The following is a 19,242-nucleotide window of genomic DNA, read 5'->3' as shown; positions in this document are numbered from 1 at the left end:
GCTGATCTCAGGGAGCAAGCTCCCATCGATCCGCTCGACTTGCATGTATTAGGCACGCCGCCAGCGTTCGTCCTGAGCCAGGATCAAACTCTCCGATAAAAGTTTGAATAGCTCTTTTTGTAACGATAATCGTTACGGTAAATCTAGAATTAACGTTGACGTATTGTCTTGTTTTGTTCAGTTTTCAAGGTTCAAATGGTTAAATTGGAGCGGGTGATGGGAATCGAACCCACGACATCAGCTTGGAAGGCTGAGGTTTTACCATTAAACTACACCCGCATATCGATTGTTATGTATTGTAGTGGTCGGGAAGACAGGATTCGAACCTGCGACCCCTTGGTCCCAAACCAAGTGCTCTACCAAGCTGAGCTACTTCCCGTTCCAGAAGCATAAATTACTTATTCATTCTTTCATACTCGCTTGTAGAAGAATTAGTGGCGCGCCCGAGAGGAGTCGAACCCCTAACCTTTTGATCCGTAGTCAAACGCTCTATCCAATTGAGCTACGGGCGCAATATAATGAAAGTTTGGTGCGGCCGAGAGGACTTGAACCTCCACGGGGTTGCCCCCACTAGGCCCTCAACCTAGCGCGTCTGCCATTCCGCCACGACCGCGTCTTTTTAAGCGACAAACACTATTATAACTAGGATAAACCATTGTGTCAATACTTTTTTCAAAAAGTAAAGTGCGGGTGAAGGGACTTGAACCCCCACGCCTTGCGGCGCCAGATCCTAAGTCTGGTGCGTCTGCCAATTCCGCCACACCCGCATGAAAAGAAATATGATATTTGCCTTTTGCAAAAATCAATGGTGAGCCATGAAGGACTCGAACCTTCGACCCTCTGATTAAAAGTCAGATGCTCTACCAACTGAGCTAATGGCTCAAAATGGCTGGGCTAGCTGGATTCGAACCAACGCATGTCGCAGTCAAAGTGCGATGCCTTACCGCTTGGCTATAGCCCAACGCCTCGAAAAGTGACGAGGTTTTTATAATAACATGTCCACCTCTTGGATGTCAACCACTTTTCTTAAGTTTTTTTCTGGCGGTCCGGACGGGACTCGAACCCGCGACCTCCTGCGTGACAGGCAGGCATTCTAACCAACTGAACTACCGGACCAGAATGTGTTAAACAATATTCTTTTGCAAAGACAATGTTGCTCCGCATTATGAATAATGACCCGTACGGGATTCGAACCCGTGTTACCGCCGTGAAAGGGCGGTGTCTTAACCGCTTGACCAACGGGCCAGGATGAAAATGTTGATGGCGGAGAAGGAGGGATTTGAACCCTCGCGCCAGTTGCCCGACCTACACCCTTAGCAGGGGCGCCTCTTCAGCCACTTGAGTACTTCTCCATAAAAATGGCTCCGCAGGCAGGATTCGAACCTGCGACCGATCGGTTAACAGCCGATAGCTCTACCACTGAGCTACTGCGGAACGTGAAGTATTCCAACGCTTATTGAATGTCTTATCGACTCTTTCGATTATAATGACTGTGATACTACTTGTCAACACTTTTTCATATAGTTTTTTAAATCTTGGCCTCCACCCGGCTAAGCCGTCCAGTTCCTATCGTTCTTGCTTTACTTCTTCCCGAAAGACCAATTTCCCCTTGCAGCGGCCACACACATATTTATTGGTGTCGATTCTCCTTCTTCTCTTGAATACGAGCCCGCATTCCGAGCAGGAATAAACTACGATCCGAACACTTTTACGATTGCTCGATAACGCTTGGCAGTGTCTTGGTGCCCCGACTTCTTGTAACAGCTTTTTAAAATCGGCATCTCCGTGTTTGTACCCTTTTCCTTCTATATGTAGATGGTAGTGGCAAAGTTCGTGTTTAATGATTCCGATGAGTTCGGATTCCCCATGCTCTTCATAATATTTCGCGTTTACATCGATATTATGGCTCCGAAGCAAGTATCTCCCTCCGGTCGTCCTGAGTCTTGGATTGAAGTAGGCTTTATGACGGAAAGGCTTGTGAAAATAACGCAGGGAAATCCCTTCGACCATCCGTTGAAGTTCTTCGTCTGTCATGCTATCACTCCTTCACACACGTGCTACAGCACGGGACAATCTTTGTTGACATACATATACATTATACAACTTCCTAAAGGAACAGACATCGGCCATCGTTTCAAGAATGTTTTCTAATAGATTGGAATAAGGGGGGTACCTTTATGCCAAACTGGCTCGTAAATCAGTTGAGGAAGGCATATCTTGAGAAGAATCGCTATCAGATAAAACTTCTTAATCAATGCTGGAATTTCTACAGAAAGAAAAACTTCCCTCAATAGTAGACCGAAATGAAAAGCTGACTTGCATCAAGTCAGCTTTTCGTCTTCTATTATTGAATCATGGTCAGGGCGACCCTGCCTTTTTTCACATCAACGCTATCTACCCATACAGTCACGACGTCACCGACCGATACGACATCGAGCGGGTGCTTGACGAACCCCTGTTTAAGCTTGGAGATGTGGACAAGCCCGTCCTGTTTCACTCCCACATCGATGAATGCACCGAAATCAACCACATTTCGGACGGTTCCCTGAAGCTCCATCCCCTCTTTAAGATCTTCCAACTTCAGAACATCTTTTTTCAGGAGCGGTTTAGGGAATTCATCTCGAGGGTCTCTTCCTGGCCGAACGAGTGCATCGATGATATCTTTGAGCGTCAACTTACCGATGCCAAGGTCTTGAGCCAATTCATCCATATTAAATGTAGCAAAGGCTTGCTTTAAATCATCGGTACCGATCGCTTCTTCAGAAAGGCCCGTTTTTGCGAGGAGCTTTTTTACATCCCCATAGTTGTCCGGATGGATCGGCGTGCGGTCCAGTAGTTCTTTTCCGTCCATGATCCGAAGGAAACCAATACTTTGTTCATATGTTTTGGCACCGAGTCTTGGGATCTTCTTCAATTGAGACCTGGACTTGAATTTCCCTTCCTCTTCCCTTTTCTTCACAATGTTGTTGGCAACCGTTTTCGATAAACCTGCTACATACTGAAGTAATGAAGAGGATGCTGTATTGACGTTCACTCCCACCTGGTTAACGGCGGTCTCTACCACGAAAGTAAGGGAATCGTTTAATTTCTTCTGCGATACATCATGTTGGTATTGACCCACCCCTACGGATTTCGGGTCGATTTTCACCAGTTCCGCCAGAGGGTCCTGCAGTCTCCTGGCAATTGATACAGCACTTCTTTCTTCTACCTGAAGATTGGGGAATTCCTCCCTGGCCACGTCAGAAGCGGAATATACACTGGCTCCGGCTTCATTTACGATTAAATAGAAGATTTCTTTTTCAATTATTTTCAGGATATCCGCTACAAATTGTTCCGTTTCCCTCGAAGCCGTCCCGTTACCGATCGCGACAACCTCGATTGAATAGCGATCGATCACCTTCTTCACGGTTTCCTCGGCAGCTGCCTTTTTTGATTGAGGCGGATGGGGATAGATGACGCTCACATCAAGCATTTTCCCGGTTTCATCTATGACAGCAAGCTTACAGCCTGTTCTGTATGCAGGATCGACACCAAGGACCATTTTCCCTTTCATCGGTGGCTGCAATAGGAGCTTCCTTAAGTTTTCCGAAAAGATGTGAATCGCCTGGTTTTCCGCCTTTTCAGTGAGATCATTCCGGATTTCACGTTCAACGGATGGCTGAATCAATCGTTTATAGCTATCTTCAATCGCTTCCTTCACTGCAGGGAGTACGGGCGAGTGGACATTCTTGATCACTTGTTTCTGCAGGTAGTGAAGGATCCCGTCTGCATCCGGTTGGATATTGACTTTGATGATGTCCTCTTTTTCTCCCCTATTCATGGCGAGAACGCGATGCGGTACTACTTTGCTTACCGGTTCGCTGTACTCATAGTACATTTCGAATACATTCTTCTCATCTTTTTCTTCATTTTTGACCTTGGTCTCGATGATTCCCTTCCTGAACGTTTGAGTTCTTATGTATTCACGGAAAGCCGCTTCATCCGACACGTACTCTGCGATAATGTCCTTCGCTCCGGCAATCGCTTCTTCTGCCGTTGACACTTCTTTCTCATTATCGATATATAGGACGGCTTCCTTTTCCAAGTTCCCGTTCACCGGGAAAGTGAGCATCCATTGTGCAAGCGGTTCAAGACCTTTTTCTTTGGCTACAGTCGCTTTAGTTCGCCTTTTCTGCTTATAAGGACGATATAGGTCCTCTACTTTTTGTAATTTATCTGCTTTCTTGATTGCTTGCGCTAATTCTTCCGTCAGCTTGCCTTGTTCATCAATCAGACGAAGAACTTCTTCTTTTCTTTGTTCTAGATTTTGCAGGTAATTCCACTGCTCCATGATTTCTTTAATCTGAACTTCATCCAATGCCCCTGTTTGCTCTTTACGATAGCGGGCAATGAACGGCACCGTATTTCCATCTTCCAATAAATCGATGACGTTTTTCACATTTTTCAATGATACATTTACATTCTTAGAAACAATTTGCAGTAAATATTCTTGATTGGTTATGGTTACTGTCAATGATAGGACCTCCATCCAAAAGGTTTCCTTCTCAGTTTACCATATGCTCATCTAAAAAATCTTTGTTGGCCCGGTCATGCTGTGAGCAACACTATATACAGCCAGGTTCTATTCATAAGGAGAAATAAAAAAGCTTACTCTCCATTAGAGTAAGCTTCCCACTATATATGTGGTATCGTCGGCGGTCTCATCGACTCTCGATTGAATATCATGCATCGTACTGTGTAAGGTAGGATATTTCTGAAGGACTGTCTTCACACCCGATATGATTAAACCATCTGAATGTAATAGGAATCTCGAATTTGATTCATATGAGTATCGCTTTGTTTGATACTTTTGGGGTCTACCGGATAGATAGCCCGTTACTGGAAGGGGATAGGTGATTTTCCCTTCTGGAGAATACAAGTAAAAGCGAATATTCCCCACACAGCTATACACAAACTCCTTGGAATGGTAATACGCCTTTATGATGGCAACTGCTGCCCCTCGTTTCTTCTGGAGTGCACTGTTGCACAAATCCATCAGCGTCTCTACATCTTCATGATGATTCCGTTCCACGATTTCTACTACTTCGTGTGATGATTCATATGCAAACTTCCCGCTTCCCAAGCCATCAGCCAACACACAGACAAAATAGTCATCTGTTGAGACGTAATAATAACTGTCCCCACAATAGGGATTTCCGTTTTTGGATACCTGCTCTGCGTAAAGCTCGATTTCATTTTGTTGGAAATAACCCATTAATAATGATTCCCCGTATCAACTGCTTCTTCCTGGATGGCTTCCCGCAGTTTCTTTATTGCCCTGCGCTGCAAACGGGATACGTGCATTTGCGAAATGCCCAGCTTTTCACCGGCTTCTTTCTGGCTCAGGTTCTCTAGATACGTAAACTGTATGATTGCTTTCTCACGGTCAGACAAGACATGCAGTACTTTATCGAGCACCATTTTCTGATTCACTTTCTCATAGCCTTCATCCTGGTTCCCTACGATATCCAGTATCGTCACAGTGCTCCCTTCGGAGTCCGCTTCAATGGAATGATCAACCGATAACGCCTGGTAACTCCGGCCCATTTCCATCGCTTCCAATACTTCTTCTTCACTAACTTCAAGGTATTCAGCGATTTCATGGACTTGTGGAGAACGTTCTAATTTATTCGTTAACTCTTCAACGGTAGATTTGATCTTAGGACCTAGCTCCTTGATCCTTCTAGGGACATGTACACTCCAAGTTTTATCACGGAGGAAACGCTTGATCTCACCTATGATGGTCGGGATTGCAAACGCCTCGAATGATCGTCCGAACGATTCATCGTAGCGTCGGATCGCCCCAAGCAATCCAATCATCCCCACTTGAATGATGTCCTCATGAAATGATCGGCCCTTGGAATACTTCCTCGCGATGGACTCAACAAGGTTCTGGTAATGAAGGATCAGTTGATTTTGTGCTTCATCGTCCTGATGTTCCTGATAATCCTTGATCCATCGAAGGACTTTCTCTTTTTGTTCCTGCTGGTTAGGTTGAGATAGTTTTTTCATCCCTCTCCACCTGCTCCCCTGATAGGAATTTGGTCATAAAGACTGTTACTCCCTCTTTATGATGAACCTTCACATCATCCATGAGGCTTTCTATTAGGTAAAGTCCTAACCCACCTTCTCTTAGGAATTCAACAGAATGATCGGCATGGTAAGGTCCGACCGCACTGCGGATTGCTTTGAAGTCAAAGCTCTCCCCACGATCCGCTACCATAACCTCCAATCGATCTTCGTAAAGGGCGAAACCGACCACTACTTCTCCGTCCTCCCCCTTGTACGCATGCTGTACGGCATTCGTGATCGCCTCGCTTGTGGCAATCTTCAGGTCTTCTATCGCATCATAATCAAAGCCCATACGACTGGCTATCCCTGACAAAGTCAGACGAATAACCCCAACGTACTCGGGCTTTGCAGGAATCTTCATCTCGATGTAATCAAAAGCTTGCATCATTCAACTCCACCCTCTACCTTGGAATTTATGTTCATAATGTCCCCTAACCCTGTGATATCAAACAATCTCTGCAGCCTATTGGATAGACCAACCAACTTGAGTTGACCACCGCGTGCATTTATAGCTTTGAATAGGCCTACAAATACGCCTAATCCGGTACTATCCATATAGGAAACATCCGATAGGTCCACTACGATATCTTTATCACTTTCGGTTTCGGCAGAAGGTTGAAGGGTCTCTTTTAGTTTAGGTGCTGTATATGCATCAATTTCACCGGCTACTTTGACAAAAAATTCGCTCTCTTTTTCTTGAATATCTATTGATAAGTTCATCATAAACGACCACCTTTTTTATAAAGCATTATAATAAAGTCTCTATTCTTTTACCCTATTGCCTCGCAGGATAAACGAATTTCAAGAAATTCTTTTTATAATAATAAGGGTGAAGTCATCTCTAAGTTCGAAATGCTGGAGCTTCTCCAGTTCTTTGTAAACATTGGTGACAATTTCATCAGAAGTCATATGCTTATACTTGCCGATCATGTCCACAAGGTCTTCCCGCTCGATGAAACCTTCCTCAGTCCGACATTCCGTCACTCCATCAGACAGCAGGATGATCATGTCGCCAAGCTCTACTCGCCTTTCGTATTGTCTGTATTTCGCTTTCTTATCGACCCCTAATAAGAGCCCTTTTGCATCCAGGTCCTCGAAGTGGTCTTCTTCCGCTTTATAGAAGAATCCCGGTTCATGGCCTGCGGACGAATAAGAAAAGATATGTTTGTGAGAATCATAGACACCGTAAAACATCGTAATGAACATACTTTCATCCACATTCTGCTCAACCACCCGGTTCAAGCTTTCCAATACGGCGTTGGGTTCATTGCGATACTCAGGCAGGCTGTCCATCGCATATTTAATCATGGACATGCACAACGCTGCCGGTATCCCTTTGCCGATGACATCGGCGATCGCGACACTGACGCTGTCGTTTTCATCTTGTACAAAGTGGTAATAGTCCCCGTTCATCTTCTTGGCGGGGACACTCACAGCCGCAATATCGAGGCCTTCAATCACAGGTATCTTCGTTCCAAGCAGTGTCTGCTGCATATTGGAGGCAATATCGATTTCATTGTTCAGTTCCTGCTGTTTGCTTCTGAGGCTTTGATGTTCGCGGTAAGCGAATCCATATCCGATCATGACCTCCAATAAAATATCGAATGCATGGAGGACTTGATGCGGGATATCAGGTTCCATTTCGAGCATGATACTCTTATGGAGGCTGATGATTTCTTCCGGCGATACATGATGCTCGATCGATTTACGGCTGAATTTCTGACCAAGATACAAAGCCTTCTCATCTTGTTCGTTCAAATAGTGCTCGATAATCTCTTTATATTTTGAATCCATCAGTTCTCTAAAATTCATCTAACTCCCCCTAGCGGAGCCATTTAGTCGCCCGGATATCCGTCCCTTCACCAGGGGCAGATTCTACGTTGAACTCATCCATCAAACGCTTGACTCCAGGCAAGCCGGCTCCCAATCCACCTGATGTGGAATATCCATCTTCCATTACTTTTCTAATATCATTGATTCCAGGTCCATCATCCAGTGCGATGATGCGGAGGCCTTTCTTTCCGCCATCGAACAGTTTCTCTATACAAACCTGACCATGACCAGCATAAAGATATATATTCCGTGCTAATTCACTGATGGCGGTTGTGATACGTGCTTGATCCACCGTACCGAACCCCAGTTCTTTTGCCACGTTTCTTCCTAACTGGCGGGCAGCGACGATGTCCCATTCATTCGTGATCTTCACGCAGGATTGGCTATCCATTCACTAGTCCCCCAGTTCCATTTGTAATTTCTCCAGACCTTTTTCGAGGTCCAGAGCGGTCAGAACATCGTCCAACCTTATGCCGAGCTCGATCAGCGTAATGGCAACAGCGGGCTGTATGCCCGTAATGACCACTTTCGCCCCCATCAATCTCGACATATTGATTACATCACCTAGTACCTTGGCGATGAATGAATCGATAAAGTCTATGGAGGTGATATCGATGACCACGCCCCTTGCACTCGTTTCATGTATTCTATTCAAAAGGTCCTCTTGAAATTGAAGGGCTGTCTGATCATCGAGTTCCCATTGAATTGATATTAATAAGCAATCATGTAATTTTAAGATTGGTATTCTCACTCTGATCCCTCCGCTGAAACAATTTTTCTATCAGTCATTTCAAGAGCCTTTTCAATTCCTTTTTTCAGTGTGCTGTTCGTGCTGAATTGATTCAAGTTGATTCCAAGGTTCACGATCGTCTGTGCGATTTCAGGCCTGATTCCGACCAGCATGCACTTCGCCCCCACAAGCCTGACCGCATCCGCAGCCTGGATGATATGATGGGCCACCATTGTATCGACGACCGGCACACCCGTAATGTCTATCAAAACGACTTCCGCACGGTGCTTCACCACACCGTTCAGGAGATTCTCCATGATCAGTCGTGCTCTTTCTGTATCGATTGTACCGACGAGAGGCATGACTGAGATCTTTTCGAACACTGGAATAAGCGGGGCAGAGAGTTCCTGCAACGCAATCTTCTGAAGGGATACCGTTCTTTCCCACGATTCTGTATATGCACTGATCACTTTGTTATACATCGGGGTCACCCATTTATCGAATAACTCAACCTGTTTGGCATGATTCTGTTCGGTGATCAAACCATCTTCCTTCATGGCTTCATAGACGACTTTTGCAAACTTGCTGAGTGCGGAAGTCACGAATGTCAATGGCCAGCCGAAGCGCACCACTTTTTCAGCAAAGCCCTCCAGCCTTGATGTGAACTCTTTCGAATCCCTTAAGTTCGATGCGATCATTTCTACGAACTCATGGCTTGTCTTCGTGAAGATTTGATCAGAAACGACCTGAATGAATTTCTCATCGGCCTCTTCCTTCATGCGCTCCATCCAAATCTGTGTTAATTCAGACTTATTATTCTGGATATAATCTGTGATTTCAGTGAACATTAAACTCTCCCCATTCTACCATAAGAAATTTACATTACCTGTCATATACGTAAGGATGTAACGTATATTTAATCTGATCCGCACTTATTTTACAGTTTGACGCATTTACTAATATAGTAACAAAAAAATACAATTTTGAACAAATCAATGCCTTTCAGGGTATGCTTCCCCATGTTTAATTTTATTATAATTTGTCACAAGCCATTTGTCATACTATTGTCTGTATTTACCACGCGTCGATTGCGACAGGCTGTTTCCTAATAAAAATAGAAGGCTTGCCGGTCCTCTTTCAAGGTTAGGCAAGCCTTCTATTCAATATTTATCAGTTGTACCTGAATGAACCATCACGGGGATGAACGTCAAAATTGGATTAAGCCGACACTGATTTGAAGGGCGTCATCCACTTTTTCCATCATTTCATCATCCAGGTGAGTTATTTTATCTGTCAGACGTTGTTTATCGATCGTTCGGATTTGTTCAAGCAAGATAACAGAATCACGTTCAAAGCCATAACGCTTTGCATCAATTTCTACATGTGTAGGCAGTTTAGCTTTTTGGATTTGTGCGGTAATGGCAGCAACGATCACTGTGGGACTGAATCGGTTCCCTATATCGTTTTGTATGACAAGCACCGGCCGGACCCCGCCTTGTTCTGACCCTACCACAGGAGAAAGATCTGCAAAATATACGTCACCACGCTTTACAATCAAAGGATTAACCTCCGCTTACTAAGCGCTCGACTGTATGTTCCGCCTCATATTCAGCTTGGATCGCTTCTGAAGCGATTGCAAGATTAATCTTAGCCATCTCCATATAGCCGCGTCTCATAGATTCACGTAGTTGTCGCTTTTTTCGTTCCCTTAAATACATTTTGGTTGCACGATAAATAAACTCATTGCGATTCACATTCTCTTGATCTGCAAAGCCGTCTAGTTCTGTAACGAGCTGTTGCGGCAGACGAATTAAGATTTCTGTTGTTGCGCTGGATTCAGACACAAACTACACCTCCACCAATCACTACATACCGTTTCTGTTCATTAACATATCAATCATACCATCAAATAACGCGAATGAAAAGACAATTTATCAATCTCTTCTATTATCCGCCATATAAAATATGAATTATTCATGAAAATGAAAATGATTTCATTTTTTCCTGCCTAGCTATTCGACACTGTCCATCTGCGGTCAACGGGTATGGGTCAGTCCCCGCACCTGTACCGGAAGAGTCATCATCAAGACAATAGTCTATTGGAAACCCCGATAGTCTTGCCATTTTTGATATAGATTCTAGGCACCCTCGGAGAGATGATGCACGGAATCTCATAATTGATTGTTTCAAGCTTCTCTGCTATTTCATCTATTGAAACTTTTTCATGTCCATCCTTTCCGATCAAGGTCACCCTTTCGCCGGATTTCATGGGTCCAGGCAACGAAATCATGCATTGATCCATACAGATCCTGCCGACGATCGGTACCCTTTCTCCAGCGACAATGACTTCTTGGCCCTGAAGCTTCCGGAGCCAGCCATCTGCATATCCGATCGGTACGGTCCCGATCCACTCTTTTTCCTTGGTTTCGTAGGTCGAGCCGTAACTGATTTTGTCACCCGCCTGCTGTTCTTTCGTATGGACCAGTCGAGAATAAAGGGAAAATACTTCTTTTAACTGGAACGGCAATACCGACTTCATCTCTTCAGATGGTGTAAGACCATACATCGCAATGCCTACCCGGACCGCCGTGAAATGGGTTTTCGACTTCCTCAATGTTGCCGCGCTGTTGGACGAGTGTATATAGGGAGGGCGCTCATTCAACACACTCACCATCTCTTCGAATCTCCCCAGCTGCGCTTCAAGATACGTGTCGTCCAATTCATCAGCCGTGGCAAAATGAGTGTATATACCGTCCAATTGGAACTTGCGGCCGGAGCGGATGAATGTTTCCATCTCCTTCAACTCTTCGACCGACCGGACGCCTAACCTTCCCATTCCGGTATCGCATTTGATATGCACCTTCAAGCCAGCCTCTTCGTCCAGCTCTTCAGCCGCTTCTTCAAGCCATTCCAAACTGAAGTTGGTCAAAGCGATATCAAAATCAGAAGCAAGCTTCACATCCTCGGCACGTGATGCCCCGAGTACAAGGATCGGTGCTTCGATCCCCCCTTTTCGTAACGAAATGGCCTCATCCAGGAAAGCCACGGCCAGCCCGTGCACTCCCGCTTCCAACGCAGCGCGCGCGACAGGCACATCCCCATGTCCATATGCGTTCGCTTTCACGACAGCAAACATCTTCACTTCATCGGAAGCGATATGCCGCTTAATATTCTGAATATTTTCCGTTAAACAATCGAGATCGATTTCCACCCAAGTATCACGATAGAATTGCGTCTGTGCTTCCACTCTGGTCACTTCCTCATATCAACAAAACATTGTCAGTCTATTCAAGATTATCTCTGATTATTCATCTATTCTCTTATTGTGTCAAATTAATTTTTGTGAGGCAAGAATCTTTCACGAAGGGTTTGGATGGTGATTGTGGAGTGTTTGTTTGTAAGGGGCATCTGCGCGGTCGGGATATCGGAGGGGGGATTACGGATGGTGTGGTTGGAGTCTGTTGATTTTGAATGGGGATGCTTTGATGTTATTGAGATTTAGGTTCAATTCGCGAAATTTTGGTGCAATTATGTGGATTCCAGTGCAATTACGGAGTTTTCGGTGCAATTATGTAGGTTCCGGTGCAATCGTGAAGATACCCGTGCAATTATGCAAATCCCGGTGAAAATCACCCCACCACCAAAATAAGCTATCCCCCACCCCCGTCTCCAGGTTATCCCCCAGCAAACGATCTAACGTACCTTCCAACGCGACGTAATCGACACCCCGACATCATTCAAAAAGAAAAGGAGCAAACCCTCAAGGGCCGCCCCATTTTATCTCTTTCCTATTTCACCATCGATCCTTGAACGGACTGTGCAAGCATGACCATTTCAGAAGGAGTCAGGTCGTTTGAAGCGAGCATGTAATCGACGCCGTTATTGGTCCATCGGATGGAATTATCCGTCATGGCGGCAACGGTGAATCCTAAGTCCACCAGTTCACCCTTTAGTGAGGTCGACACTGTCATGGTTGGTACCACGGTTGTCTTCTCCTGGATGATCGTGAAGGATTTTTCCCCACCGTAGGTCAAGACGACACGTTTTCCATTCGCAGTCGCAACTTCTTTCTCTTCTATCAACTCTGTTCCTGTAACTTCTGACATAGGGTAGAGGACCGTGAATTCCTTGTCTTCCACACTAGCCGTAACCGGAACTTCAAGTTGTGCACCCGTCATGTTTTTCTTCATGTCGAAGTCTTTCTTATCAAAGGCAGCTTTCATATCCATCTTGGAAAATTCGACTTTTACAAGGGAATTATGATCCGCATCCATCACTTTCACTGTTGCAGGCGATAGATCTTTCTTGTTAAAGGCAATTTCCTGGGTTGGAAGCATCTGCTTGTTCTGATAACGGGTCTTCGTCGTGAATACATAGTGACTCTTCGTTTCCTTGAATGTCGCTTCCTTGTCTTCTAGTACATCCTGCACCAATGACTCGTACAGATATGCCTGGCTGCTGTTATTCGGCCATTCACTCTGGAAGCGGAAGCTCTTGTTCAGCGCAGGGGTCAGGACAAATACTCCTTCATCGTTACGGAGAATCATCTGACTTTGGTCCTTCGCGGCATTCTTGAGGGCAACACGGTAATAATTAGGATTATTATGCCACACTTCCACATCATACGTCTGTGGCTCATCGCCAACCTGAAGCGTCATTTTGGCATCCGCTTTATACCCCTTCATGTCCTCTACCTTTGCCTTCAGATCCTTTGTCACATCTTCTTTCGATTTCTCCCCGCAAGCAGCCAACATCAACACCGCAAGCATGGCCATCACTAGTACAACTAGCCTTTTCTTCATCATTTCAACCCCTTTTGTCTCAAGATAAACGTAATTGAGAGAGGGGAAAGCTAGAAGGTCTTTGTCTCTTTTACAATCGGGATCCCGATTGTACATACCTAGCCTTGTCTCTCCTATTGCACTACTGAATATATGAGACAACCTAAGGGAATATGCTAGCGAAGATGACAAGCCCGGATTTTTTTACTCTTCAATGATGACCTGTGCCGCGGCAAACTCCTTGCTGTGAGTGATTGACAGATGCGCATGGATCCCTGCTGGTTTTGAAAAGAATGGCTTGCCGTACTCATCTTTGCTTATTTCGATATCCTGAAATGAAAGGGAACGCCCGATTCCCGTCCCATTCGCTTTTGCAAATGCTTCTTTGGCCGCAAATCGACCTGCAAGAAACTCGATCGCCCGCGCTTCTGTCAACGAAGCCAGATGATCCTGTTCCCTCGGAGTCAGAACCCGTTTGATCAATTTTGGCTGCCGCCCGACGATCGTGCGGATCCGGTGAAGCTCAACGATATCAAGTCCTATTCCTTTAATCATCCGTTGTCCTCCTTCTACTCTTGTCTTTTTTCTCATATACTTATGTAACGGCCTCAACCTGCACTGGTGGAGGCGCACGCAACCAGGTGTAAGTTCTTGTTTAAAGAAGCCGGGAGCTTTATCATGAGTTATACGATATAATTAACGATCCCATTAGGAGGATACACTATGTTTGTCCGAACAGAAAGCTTTTCACAATTTTTACGACGCTATCCGATCATATCATTGATCGTTCTCATCCATATTATGCTCTATTTAGTGAGCAGCCTGCCGTTCTTCCCTCAAATGTGGGTATATGAAAAGCTGGCAGGGGTGAATCTGTATATCAGGGATGGTGATTGGTGGAGGCTCATCACACCGATCTTCGTCCACCTCGGGTTTGCCCATTTGTTGTTTAACTCTTTTTCATTGGTTTTATTTGGGCCACCATTAGAGAAGTATCTCGGAAAGATCCGGTTCCTCCTTCTTTATATGGCAAGTGGCGTTTTCGCCAATGTGATGACTTATTTAATCAAGCCACTGACCTACAGTCATATCGGGGCATCCGGTGCTATATTCGGTCTATTCGGTTTCTATATCGCTATGATTCTTTTAAAGAATTCATTCATCACGAGTGAGAGCCGCCAGGTCATCCTTCCGATTGTCGTCATCGGGGTTGCAATGACGTTCATGCAATCCGGCATCAACATCACTGCCCATATATTCGGATTGCTTGGGGGGTTTTTAATCGGATGGATCGTAGGGAAAAAACGAAGGTGACCCGCGCGTCATGAAGCGGATCACCTTTTTTCATCGATTGTCGTTATGCGTCCCATGGGAAAACCAGTCATAAATACGGGATGCATCCCTTTCCTCCAGATCGGCCACTTCACTTGAATAGCCGGCCTGACCAGACTTCAGGGTCGTGGTGATGGTCGTCAGATCCTTCCTAGCTTGGAACCTGCTTTGCTTGGCATCAAGCGATTGAATCCGATTCTTCTTCATATATGCAGTATGCTTCAAGATCCCCCGGTAACGCAGGGCCAATTGGTTGCCCGAAAGATTCCATCCCCCTGTACGGTGCTGTAAGTAGCCAATCATGCCGAAAGGAAGCACCAGCAAGATGGCTAGGAGACCAAATGGCCAAAACAGGATGGCTGCGATGACGGCCGGGATGAGTACCCAGACCGCTGCCCGTATGATGTATCTCCTGAGTGCACGCCGAGGGAGCTTATCGAAGCTCTCACTCAGCTCATAATCCGGAAAAATTTCCTTTAGCAACCCTTCGACTCTTTTCTTCCTGACAACAGGCATCAGCTTGATGGTCGAGCTGTCCTTCTCAAGCACGGATCCTCCCGCATTCTCAATCACAACCGTACAAAATCCCAACAGCTGGCGCAGCGGATTCTCTACAATCCGGATTCCCTGGACACGATTCAACGGCACGGTGACTTGCTTTTTCTCAAGTAGTCCTCTAGTTATCACCAGATTGTCATCGTTCAACCGAATCGTGAAATCACCGTAAACAACGAACGTCCACCCTACCGAAACCACCCATGCCACTACTAGCACGATAAACGACAGGACCGCTATGATGGCGAGCCCGCTCTTCACAAACATCATCATTTCATCATAGACCGATTCATACGGGATGAACTCCGAGAATTGAGAAAGAAACACACCGACACCGGACAGGATCACGCCGATTCCCCCGGATGTCGCCGCGAGCACCCAGATATCCTTGGCATTCATCCTGAAGACCGCTTTCTCTTCGTTCCCGGTTTTCTCACTTTCAACCTCTTCAGACATTTCGGCGGAAGACGCTTTCCTCTTCTCTCGATAAATGATCCTCTCGAGCTCCAACGCTTCCTCTTTCAAAATTGCCGTCAGTTCCGCCTCAGATTCCCTCGAATTCGATGAACCGGCTGTCTCCACTTTCACCTTTACCAAGCCAAACGGACGATGGATGATGCCCTCCGAAAAGTTCAAGCTCTGGATCCGGTCAAACGGGATATACCGCTTCTTTTTCACAAATAATCCATATTCGATCCGAAGCTCCCCTTCTGCCAATCGATACGTGAAACGCAGCCACTTGATGAATCCTGCCACAAGGACGACCACCAGCACCACCGCCATTGAAATGAGCGGCATATAGTCCCAGAAGCCCCCCTTATCGCCACCGCCATTAAGGACGAAAAGCAGTACGAAGGGAATGATCAACTCCTTCAATTGCTTCAAAAAGCTTGCCACGGCAGAAATCGGATGCAGGCGTTTCGATTCAGACATCATCTTCCGCCACCCTTGCCAGTAAGGAAATCCTATTCCTCAGCTCATCCGCTTCCTCCGTATCCAATGCGGGGATTTCATGAACGGTGGCGGCCGTCGAGATTGTAATCGTCGATAAACGATACCGTTTCAATAGCGGACCCTGCACCGTATCCACATGCTGCACCCTCACCATCGGGACGAGGGTGCGCTTAATGAAAATAAAGCCTCTCTGAAGCTCAATCTCCTGTTCCCGCACTTCATACCTCCACCTTTTCCAGCGAATCGAAGGCAAAAAGAATATCATCGTATATGTAAATAACAGCAGCACACCGATTGCCACTACCATGACCCAGACCGACCATTCAAAGATGGTCGTCAATATGACCGTCCCAATCACGAAAAGTCCCAACACCAATGACTGAATCGCACCATGCAAGCGCCATACCTTCAACGCCTTCGGTGAAATCCGTTTCTGAGGCTCCCCTCTCATAGCCATCCTCCTTTTTGTCTAAACCCTTATGTATAAATCTTACAGTATGTTTACGTTTGAGGATAGGTTTGGTTTCAAAGGGCTCTAATGGAACTTTGATCGGGGGTCCTTTTTTAGATAAGTTCTGCTTCTTAGCAACCTCTGATTTTAGGAAAAAAAGAAGCGGGACCCAACAGAAAAAGGCCTAAAGAGGCCTACTTCAAAATGAAGGAAGACTGATCCACCCACTCAATCCCTTCGACATCCTTCAAATCCTTGGCAAGCTTGAACAGGGCATCATCCTTTTTCTTTGCCTCGATCATGCAGTCCACCTGCTCCACGGATCCTTTGATTCCGCTCAGAAAATCAAGGAACATCCCCTTGTCTATGTAATCCGCGTGTGCCTTGAAATCCTTCTCAGACCGAGGACTGGATATATGCATTTTCACGGGAAGCGGAGACTGAGTCCACGTGGAGACGACCCGCTCCCAATCATACAGCCAATCCCTTTCATGGTTGGCAAGATGATGGTGATAGTCAAACACTTGAGGGATTCCCAATTTTTCACAAAGGTAAAGCGCATCGGCGGCAGTAAAGACGGTGTCGTCATTCTCCAGGATGATCATGTCCTGAAGCGAGGCAGGCGTTAACCCCCAATTATGAATGAACTGTTCAAGCGCCTTCTCCTTATCATCGTACGCTCCTCCCACATGCAGGACACAGCGATGTAGAGGCTCCACCCCCATGCCAAGGAGGAGATCCCTGTGCATCTTCAACGTATGAAAAGTATTCTTGAGGACATCAACATCACTCGTATTCAGAAGCACAAAGTGATCGGGATGAAAGTCGACACGCATCGGATGAGCATTGATGTACTCCCTTAAATCGCTGAGTTCCCCCTCTAAAGGCGCAATGAAATCCCACCCCTTCAAATCCGGATGGTTGGCAAGCGGGATCAGCTTTGAGCTGAAACGAAAAAAATGAATGTCATGAAGAACATTATGCTTCAAGAGACGGAGGCAATTCTGAAGATTGGAGCGGGCAATGCGCTCAAGCTTCCTGATGGCCGCTTCCCGATCTTTTATCGATGAAAACTGCTTGTATGTCATCGTCTGTGAAGGCGAGGCATTTTGAAGATTCATACTCATGGCCACGTAGCCAAGTCGGATGAGAGTCATGGTGGGTTAGGCTCCTTTTTCGGGTTGGAATTTTATGATTCTTGTGATTGGTTGGTGTTGTTATGGGTTAGTATGTGCGGTGGGGGGAGAGACATTCGGATTACTTGAAATAGTAGAAGCCTCTACCGGTGCCGGCGGAGTTTAGGTTTAGGGAGGAGAGTATGTTCCTTGCGACATTGCGTGATGGTAGATGGAGGTATTCTCTCAACTTTTGATTGGTGATTACATCATCCAATAGCAAAAAGTAATCTTCGACAGCAGGGAGATGGGCGTTTTTTGATCGAATTCCACACTTCGAGCAAATCCAGTAATTACTGACTCTTGGCAAAGGCGCTGCAAAGCATTTCTCACATTGCACCCCCGTCATGATTTCATCTTTTTCAATACGATAATAATCCAGAACATCGGTTTCGGGGACAGAATGGTGTTTGATGATCAGTCTTTTCATTTTATTTATTTCTTTGATCGTCCGTACTTCTTTCTTGTATTTTCCGTTTAGGGTGTTTATGAAATGTAGGATATTCTGAGCGTGGATGACTCTTGTATATGGAGAGTGTAAAGGTGGGCGGGCGGTGAATTCAATTGTGGTTTGAGGATTACTGATTACGACCAGAAACTCTATGTGCTGCGGAACCATCATCCCTTGTTTTAAAAGCCATTTCTTGAATAAAAGGGTAAGTTTCTCAACTTGCGAGATGGGGTCGATGAATCCTTCCTGTGTATCCCCTAGAATCCGAGTGCACTGCCTTATACTGGGATCGATGCGGATGATACCAGCCAAATTCTTGACTTCAATAATGACAATGTAACGTGTATTGATGATGAGAGTATCAATTTGAAAATATTGAGTACCGATCTTGAGCCTGACGTTGTGAAAAATCGAATAGTTTTTCTCTTCCAGAAACCCCAACTGATAATCAACTGCCTTTTCTCCCTTGTAACCAGCCGTTATTTTCTTCAAATCGGACTCGATTCGGGGGATCGCTGTATGATTTTTTCTAATCCTTTTTAACAATGCTTTGTTTTGGTGAATCCTGATTGGAAATTCTCGTTCTTTTACGACCAAACTACCACTCCTTTTGTTTTGATTCCTAATATATATTCTCTTCATTGATGTGAAGTCCTTTATTTTTTCTTGGATTTTCCATTTGCGCGTGATTTTTTCGTTTTATGCGCCATTTTTGAGATTTGCGCGTGAAAATTTCAATTCGCGCGCGATTTTTTGGTTTTGCGCGCAATTATTTCATTTTGTGCGTATTTTAGCATTTTTTACCACAAAACCATCTAATAATGCACCCCCCCACAAAAAAACAAACAAAAAACACGACAACCCAAAAA

21 protein-coding genes, 11 tRNA genes and 1 rRNA gene are annotated in these 19,242 nt (G+C 45.4%); 2 read left to right on the top strand and 31 right to left on the bottom strand.

Translation table 11 applies throughout. From position 1 onward, the window contains the following. The 13 genes from LCM10_RS19320 to LCM10_RS19260 form a co-directional block, all read right to left on the bottom strand. Window positions 1-99 (bottom strand): 16S ribosomal RNA (locus tag LCM10_RS19320); the annotation flags it as partial. 106 nt (window positions 100-205) lie between these two features. Beyond that, window positions 206-279 (bottom strand) — tRNA-Gly (locus LCM10_RS19315). Between the two features lie 23 nt (window positions 280-302). Continuing rightward, window positions 303-379 (bottom strand) — tRNA-Pro (locus tag LCM10_RS19310). A 56-nt stretch (window positions 380-435) separates the two neighbouring features. Continuing rightward, window positions 436-512: transfer RNA gene (locus LCM10_RS19305), tRNA-Arg, on the bottom strand. Window positions 513-527: 15 nt separating this feature from the next. Then, window positions 528-613 (bottom strand) — tRNA-Leu (locus tag LCM10_RS19300). 72 nt (window positions 614-685) lie between these two features. Continuing rightward, window positions 686-767, bottom strand: a tRNA-Leu gene (locus tag LCM10_RS19295). Window positions 768-806: 39 nt separating this feature from the next. Further along, a tRNA-Lys gene (locus LCM10_RS19290) sits at window positions 807-882 on the bottom strand. Window positions 883-886: 4 nt separating this feature from the next. Further along, window positions 887-961: transfer RNA gene (locus LCM10_RS19285), tRNA-Gln, on the bottom strand. 78 nt (window positions 962-1,039) lie between these two features. Then, window positions 1,040-1,116 (bottom strand) — tRNA-Asp (locus tag LCM10_RS19280). Window positions 1,117-1,173: 57 nt separating this feature from the next. Continuing rightward, a tRNA-Glu gene (locus tag LCM10_RS19275) sits at window positions 1,174-1,245 on the bottom strand. A 16-nt stretch (window positions 1,246-1,261) separates the two neighbouring features. Next, window positions 1,262-1,352 (bottom strand) — tRNA-Ser (locus tag LCM10_RS19270). Window positions 1,353-1,359: 7 nt separating this feature from the next. Next, a tRNA-Asn gene (locus LCM10_RS19265) sits at window positions 1,360-1,434 on the bottom strand. A 132-nt stretch (window positions 1,435-1,566) separates the two neighbouring features. Continuing rightward, on the bottom strand, window positions 1,567-2,034 hold the full coding sequence (locus tag LCM10_RS19260; RefSeq protein ID WP_224878020.1) for a SprT family protein: 468 nt from the start codon (window positions 2,032-2,034) through the stop codon (window positions 1,567-1,569). Between the two features lie 143 nt (window positions 2,035-2,177). Here LCM10_RS19260 and cmpA point away from each other — a divergent pair, with 143 nt between their 5' ends. Continuing rightward, the gene (gene cmpA / locus LCM10_RS19255) at window positions 2,178-2,294 is read left to right on the top strand and encodes a cortex morphogenetic protein CmpA (RefSeq protein WP_224878018.1); all 117 of its coding nucleotides are present in this window, start codon (window positions 2,178-2,180) and stop codon (window positions 2,292-2,294) included. A gap of 50 nt (window positions 2,295-2,344) precedes the next feature. On the opposite strand, the gene LCM10_RS19250 is transcribed toward cmpA, so the two are convergent. From LCM10_RS19250 to acpS, 14 genes are all read right to left on the bottom strand, one after another. Continuing rightward, window positions 2,345-4,501, bottom strand: a complete 2,157-nt coding sequence (locus LCM10_RS19250) for a Tex family protein (RefSeq protein WP_412103424.1) — start codon at window positions 4,499-4,501, stop codon at window positions 2,345-2,347. A gap of 156 nt (window positions 4,502-4,657) precedes the next feature. Further along, window positions 4,658-5,254, bottom strand: a complete 597-nt coding sequence (locus LCM10_RS19245; protein WP_224878014.1) for a PP2C family serine/threonine-protein phosphatase — start codon at window positions 5,252-5,254, stop codon at window positions 4,658-4,660. Further along, complete coding sequence (sigB, locus tag LCM10_RS19240; RefSeq protein ID WP_224878012.1) at window positions 5,254-6,051, bottom strand: RNA polymerase sigma factor SigB; 798 nt, start codon at window positions 6,049-6,051, stop codon at window positions 5,254-5,256. Before sigB ends, LCM10_RS19245 begins: the two co-directional genes overlap by 1 nt. Continuing rightward, window positions 6,029-6,496 (bottom strand): anti-sigma B factor RsbW, encoded by a 468-nt coding sequence (gene rsbW, locus LCM10_RS19235; protein WP_318247515.1) that lies wholly within the window; start codon window positions 6,494-6,496, stop codon window positions 6,029-6,031. Before rsbW ends, sigB begins: the two co-directional genes overlap by 23 nt. Next, window positions 6,496-6,831, bottom strand: a complete 336-nt coding sequence (locus tag LCM10_RS19230) for an anti-sigma factor antagonist (protein WP_224878034.1) — start codon at window positions 6,829-6,831, stop codon at window positions 6,496-6,498. Before LCM10_RS19230 ends, rsbW begins: the two co-directional genes overlap by 1 nt. A gap of 81 nt (window positions 6,832-6,912) precedes the next feature. Continuing rightward, complete coding sequence (locus LCM10_RS19225) at window positions 6,913-7,923, bottom strand: PP2C family protein-serine/threonine phosphatase (protein WP_224878002.1); 1,011 nt, start codon at window positions 7,921-7,923, stop codon at window positions 6,913-6,915. A 10-nt stretch (window positions 7,924-7,933) separates the two neighbouring features. Then, a complete protein-coding gene (locus LCM10_RS19220; protein WP_224878000.1) occupies window positions 7,934-8,335 on the bottom strand; it encodes an anti-sigma regulatory factor in 402 nt (133 codons plus the stop codon). A gap of 3 nt (window positions 8,336-8,338) precedes the next feature. Further along, window positions 8,339-8,695 carry an STAS domain-containing protein gene (locus LCM10_RS19215; RefSeq protein WP_318247513.1) on the bottom strand — a complete coding sequence of 119 codons (357 nt, stop codon included), beginning with the start codon at window positions 8,693-8,695 and terminating at the stop codon, window positions 8,339-8,341. Next, entirely contained in the window at window positions 8,692-9,522 is an 831-nt protein-coding gene (locus tag LCM10_RS19210; RefSeq protein ID WP_224877998.1) for an RsbT co-antagonist protein RsbRA, read from the bottom strand. The genes LCM10_RS19215 and LCM10_RS19210 overlap by 4 nt, the downstream gene beginning before the upstream one ends. A 359-nt stretch (window positions 9,523-9,881) precedes the next feature. Continuing rightward, window positions 9,882-10,232 carry a type II toxin-antitoxin system endoribonuclease NdoA gene (gene ndoA, locus LCM10_RS19205; protein WP_006838214.1) on the bottom strand — a complete coding sequence of 117 codons (351 nt, stop codon included), beginning with the start codon at window positions 10,230-10,232 and terminating at the stop codon, window positions 9,882-9,884. A 4-nt stretch (window positions 10,233-10,236) separates the two neighbouring features. Further along, on the bottom strand, window positions 10,237-10,518 hold the full coding sequence (locus LCM10_RS19200) for a CopG family ribbon-helix-helix protein (protein ID WP_032085355.1): 282 nt from the start codon (window positions 10,516-10,518) through the stop codon (window positions 10,237-10,239). Between the two features lie 239 nt (window positions 10,519-10,757). Then, on the bottom strand, window positions 10,758-11,921 hold the full coding sequence (alr, locus tag LCM10_RS19195) for an alanine racemase (RefSeq protein ID WP_224877996.1): 1,164 nt from the start codon (window positions 11,919-11,921) through the stop codon (window positions 10,758-10,760). 541 nt (window positions 11,922-12,462) lie between these two features. Then, window positions 12,463-13,476: a LolA family protein gene (locus LCM10_RS19190; protein ID WP_224877994.1), complete on the bottom strand. Its 1,014-nt coding sequence runs from the start codon at window positions 13,474-13,476 to the stop codon at window positions 12,463-12,465. 183 nt (window positions 13,477-13,659) lie between these two features. Beyond that, entirely contained in the window at window positions 13,660-14,010 is a 351-nt protein-coding gene (gene acpS, locus LCM10_RS19185; RefSeq protein WP_224877992.1) for a holo-ACP synthase, read from the bottom strand. A gap of 168 nt (window positions 14,011-14,178) precedes the next feature. On the opposite strand from acpS, the gene LCM10_RS19180 reads away from it, so the two are divergent. Then, window positions 14,179-14,769, top strand: a complete 591-nt coding sequence (locus tag LCM10_RS19180) for a rhomboid family intramembrane serine protease (protein ID WP_224877990.1) — start codon at window positions 14,179-14,181, stop codon at window positions 14,767-14,769. Between the two features lie 30 nt (window positions 14,770-14,799). Here LCM10_RS19180 and LCM10_RS19175 read toward each other — a convergent pair whose 3' ends face one another. The 4 genes from LCM10_RS19175 to LCM10_RS19160 all read right to left on the bottom strand — a co-directional run bounded on the left by LCM10_RS19175 (window position 14,800) and on the right by LCM10_RS19160 (window position 18,970). Beyond that, window positions 14,800-16,278, bottom strand: coding sequence for a PH domain-containing protein (locus tag LCM10_RS19175; RefSeq protein ID WP_224877988.1), 1,479 nt, complete (start codon window positions 16,276-16,278; stop codon window positions 14,800-14,802). Further along, the gene (locus LCM10_RS19170; RefSeq protein ID WP_224877985.1) at window positions 16,268-16,747 is read right to left on the bottom strand and encodes a PH domain-containing protein; all 480 of its coding nucleotides are present in this window, start codon (window positions 16,745-16,747) and stop codon (window positions 16,268-16,270) included. Before LCM10_RS19170 ends, LCM10_RS19175 begins: the two co-directional genes overlap by 11 nt. 194 nt (window positions 16,748-16,941) lie before the next feature. Continuing rightward, window positions 16,942-17,904 (bottom strand): UV DNA damage repair endonuclease UvsE, encoded by a 963-nt coding sequence (gene uvsE, locus LCM10_RS19165; protein WP_224877984.1) that lies wholly within the window; start codon window positions 17,902-17,904, stop codon window positions 16,942-16,944. A 100-nt stretch (window positions 17,905-18,004) separates the two neighbouring features. Then, window positions 18,005-18,970 (bottom strand): nuclease-related domain-containing protein, encoded by a 966-nt coding sequence (locus LCM10_RS19160; RefSeq protein ID WP_224877982.1) that lies wholly within the window; start codon window positions 18,968-18,970, stop codon window positions 18,005-18,007. Window positions 18,971-19,242 lie beyond the last annotated feature (272 nt).

The organism is Rossellomorea aquimaris, assembly GCF_020171925.1.
Lineage (GTDB): Bacteria > Bacillota > Bacilli > Bacillales > Bacillaceae_B > Rossellomorea > Rossellomorea aquimaris_F.
The sequence above is the reverse complement of the archived record's forward strand: the minus strand, read 5'-3'. Positions and strand labels throughout refer to the sequence as shown.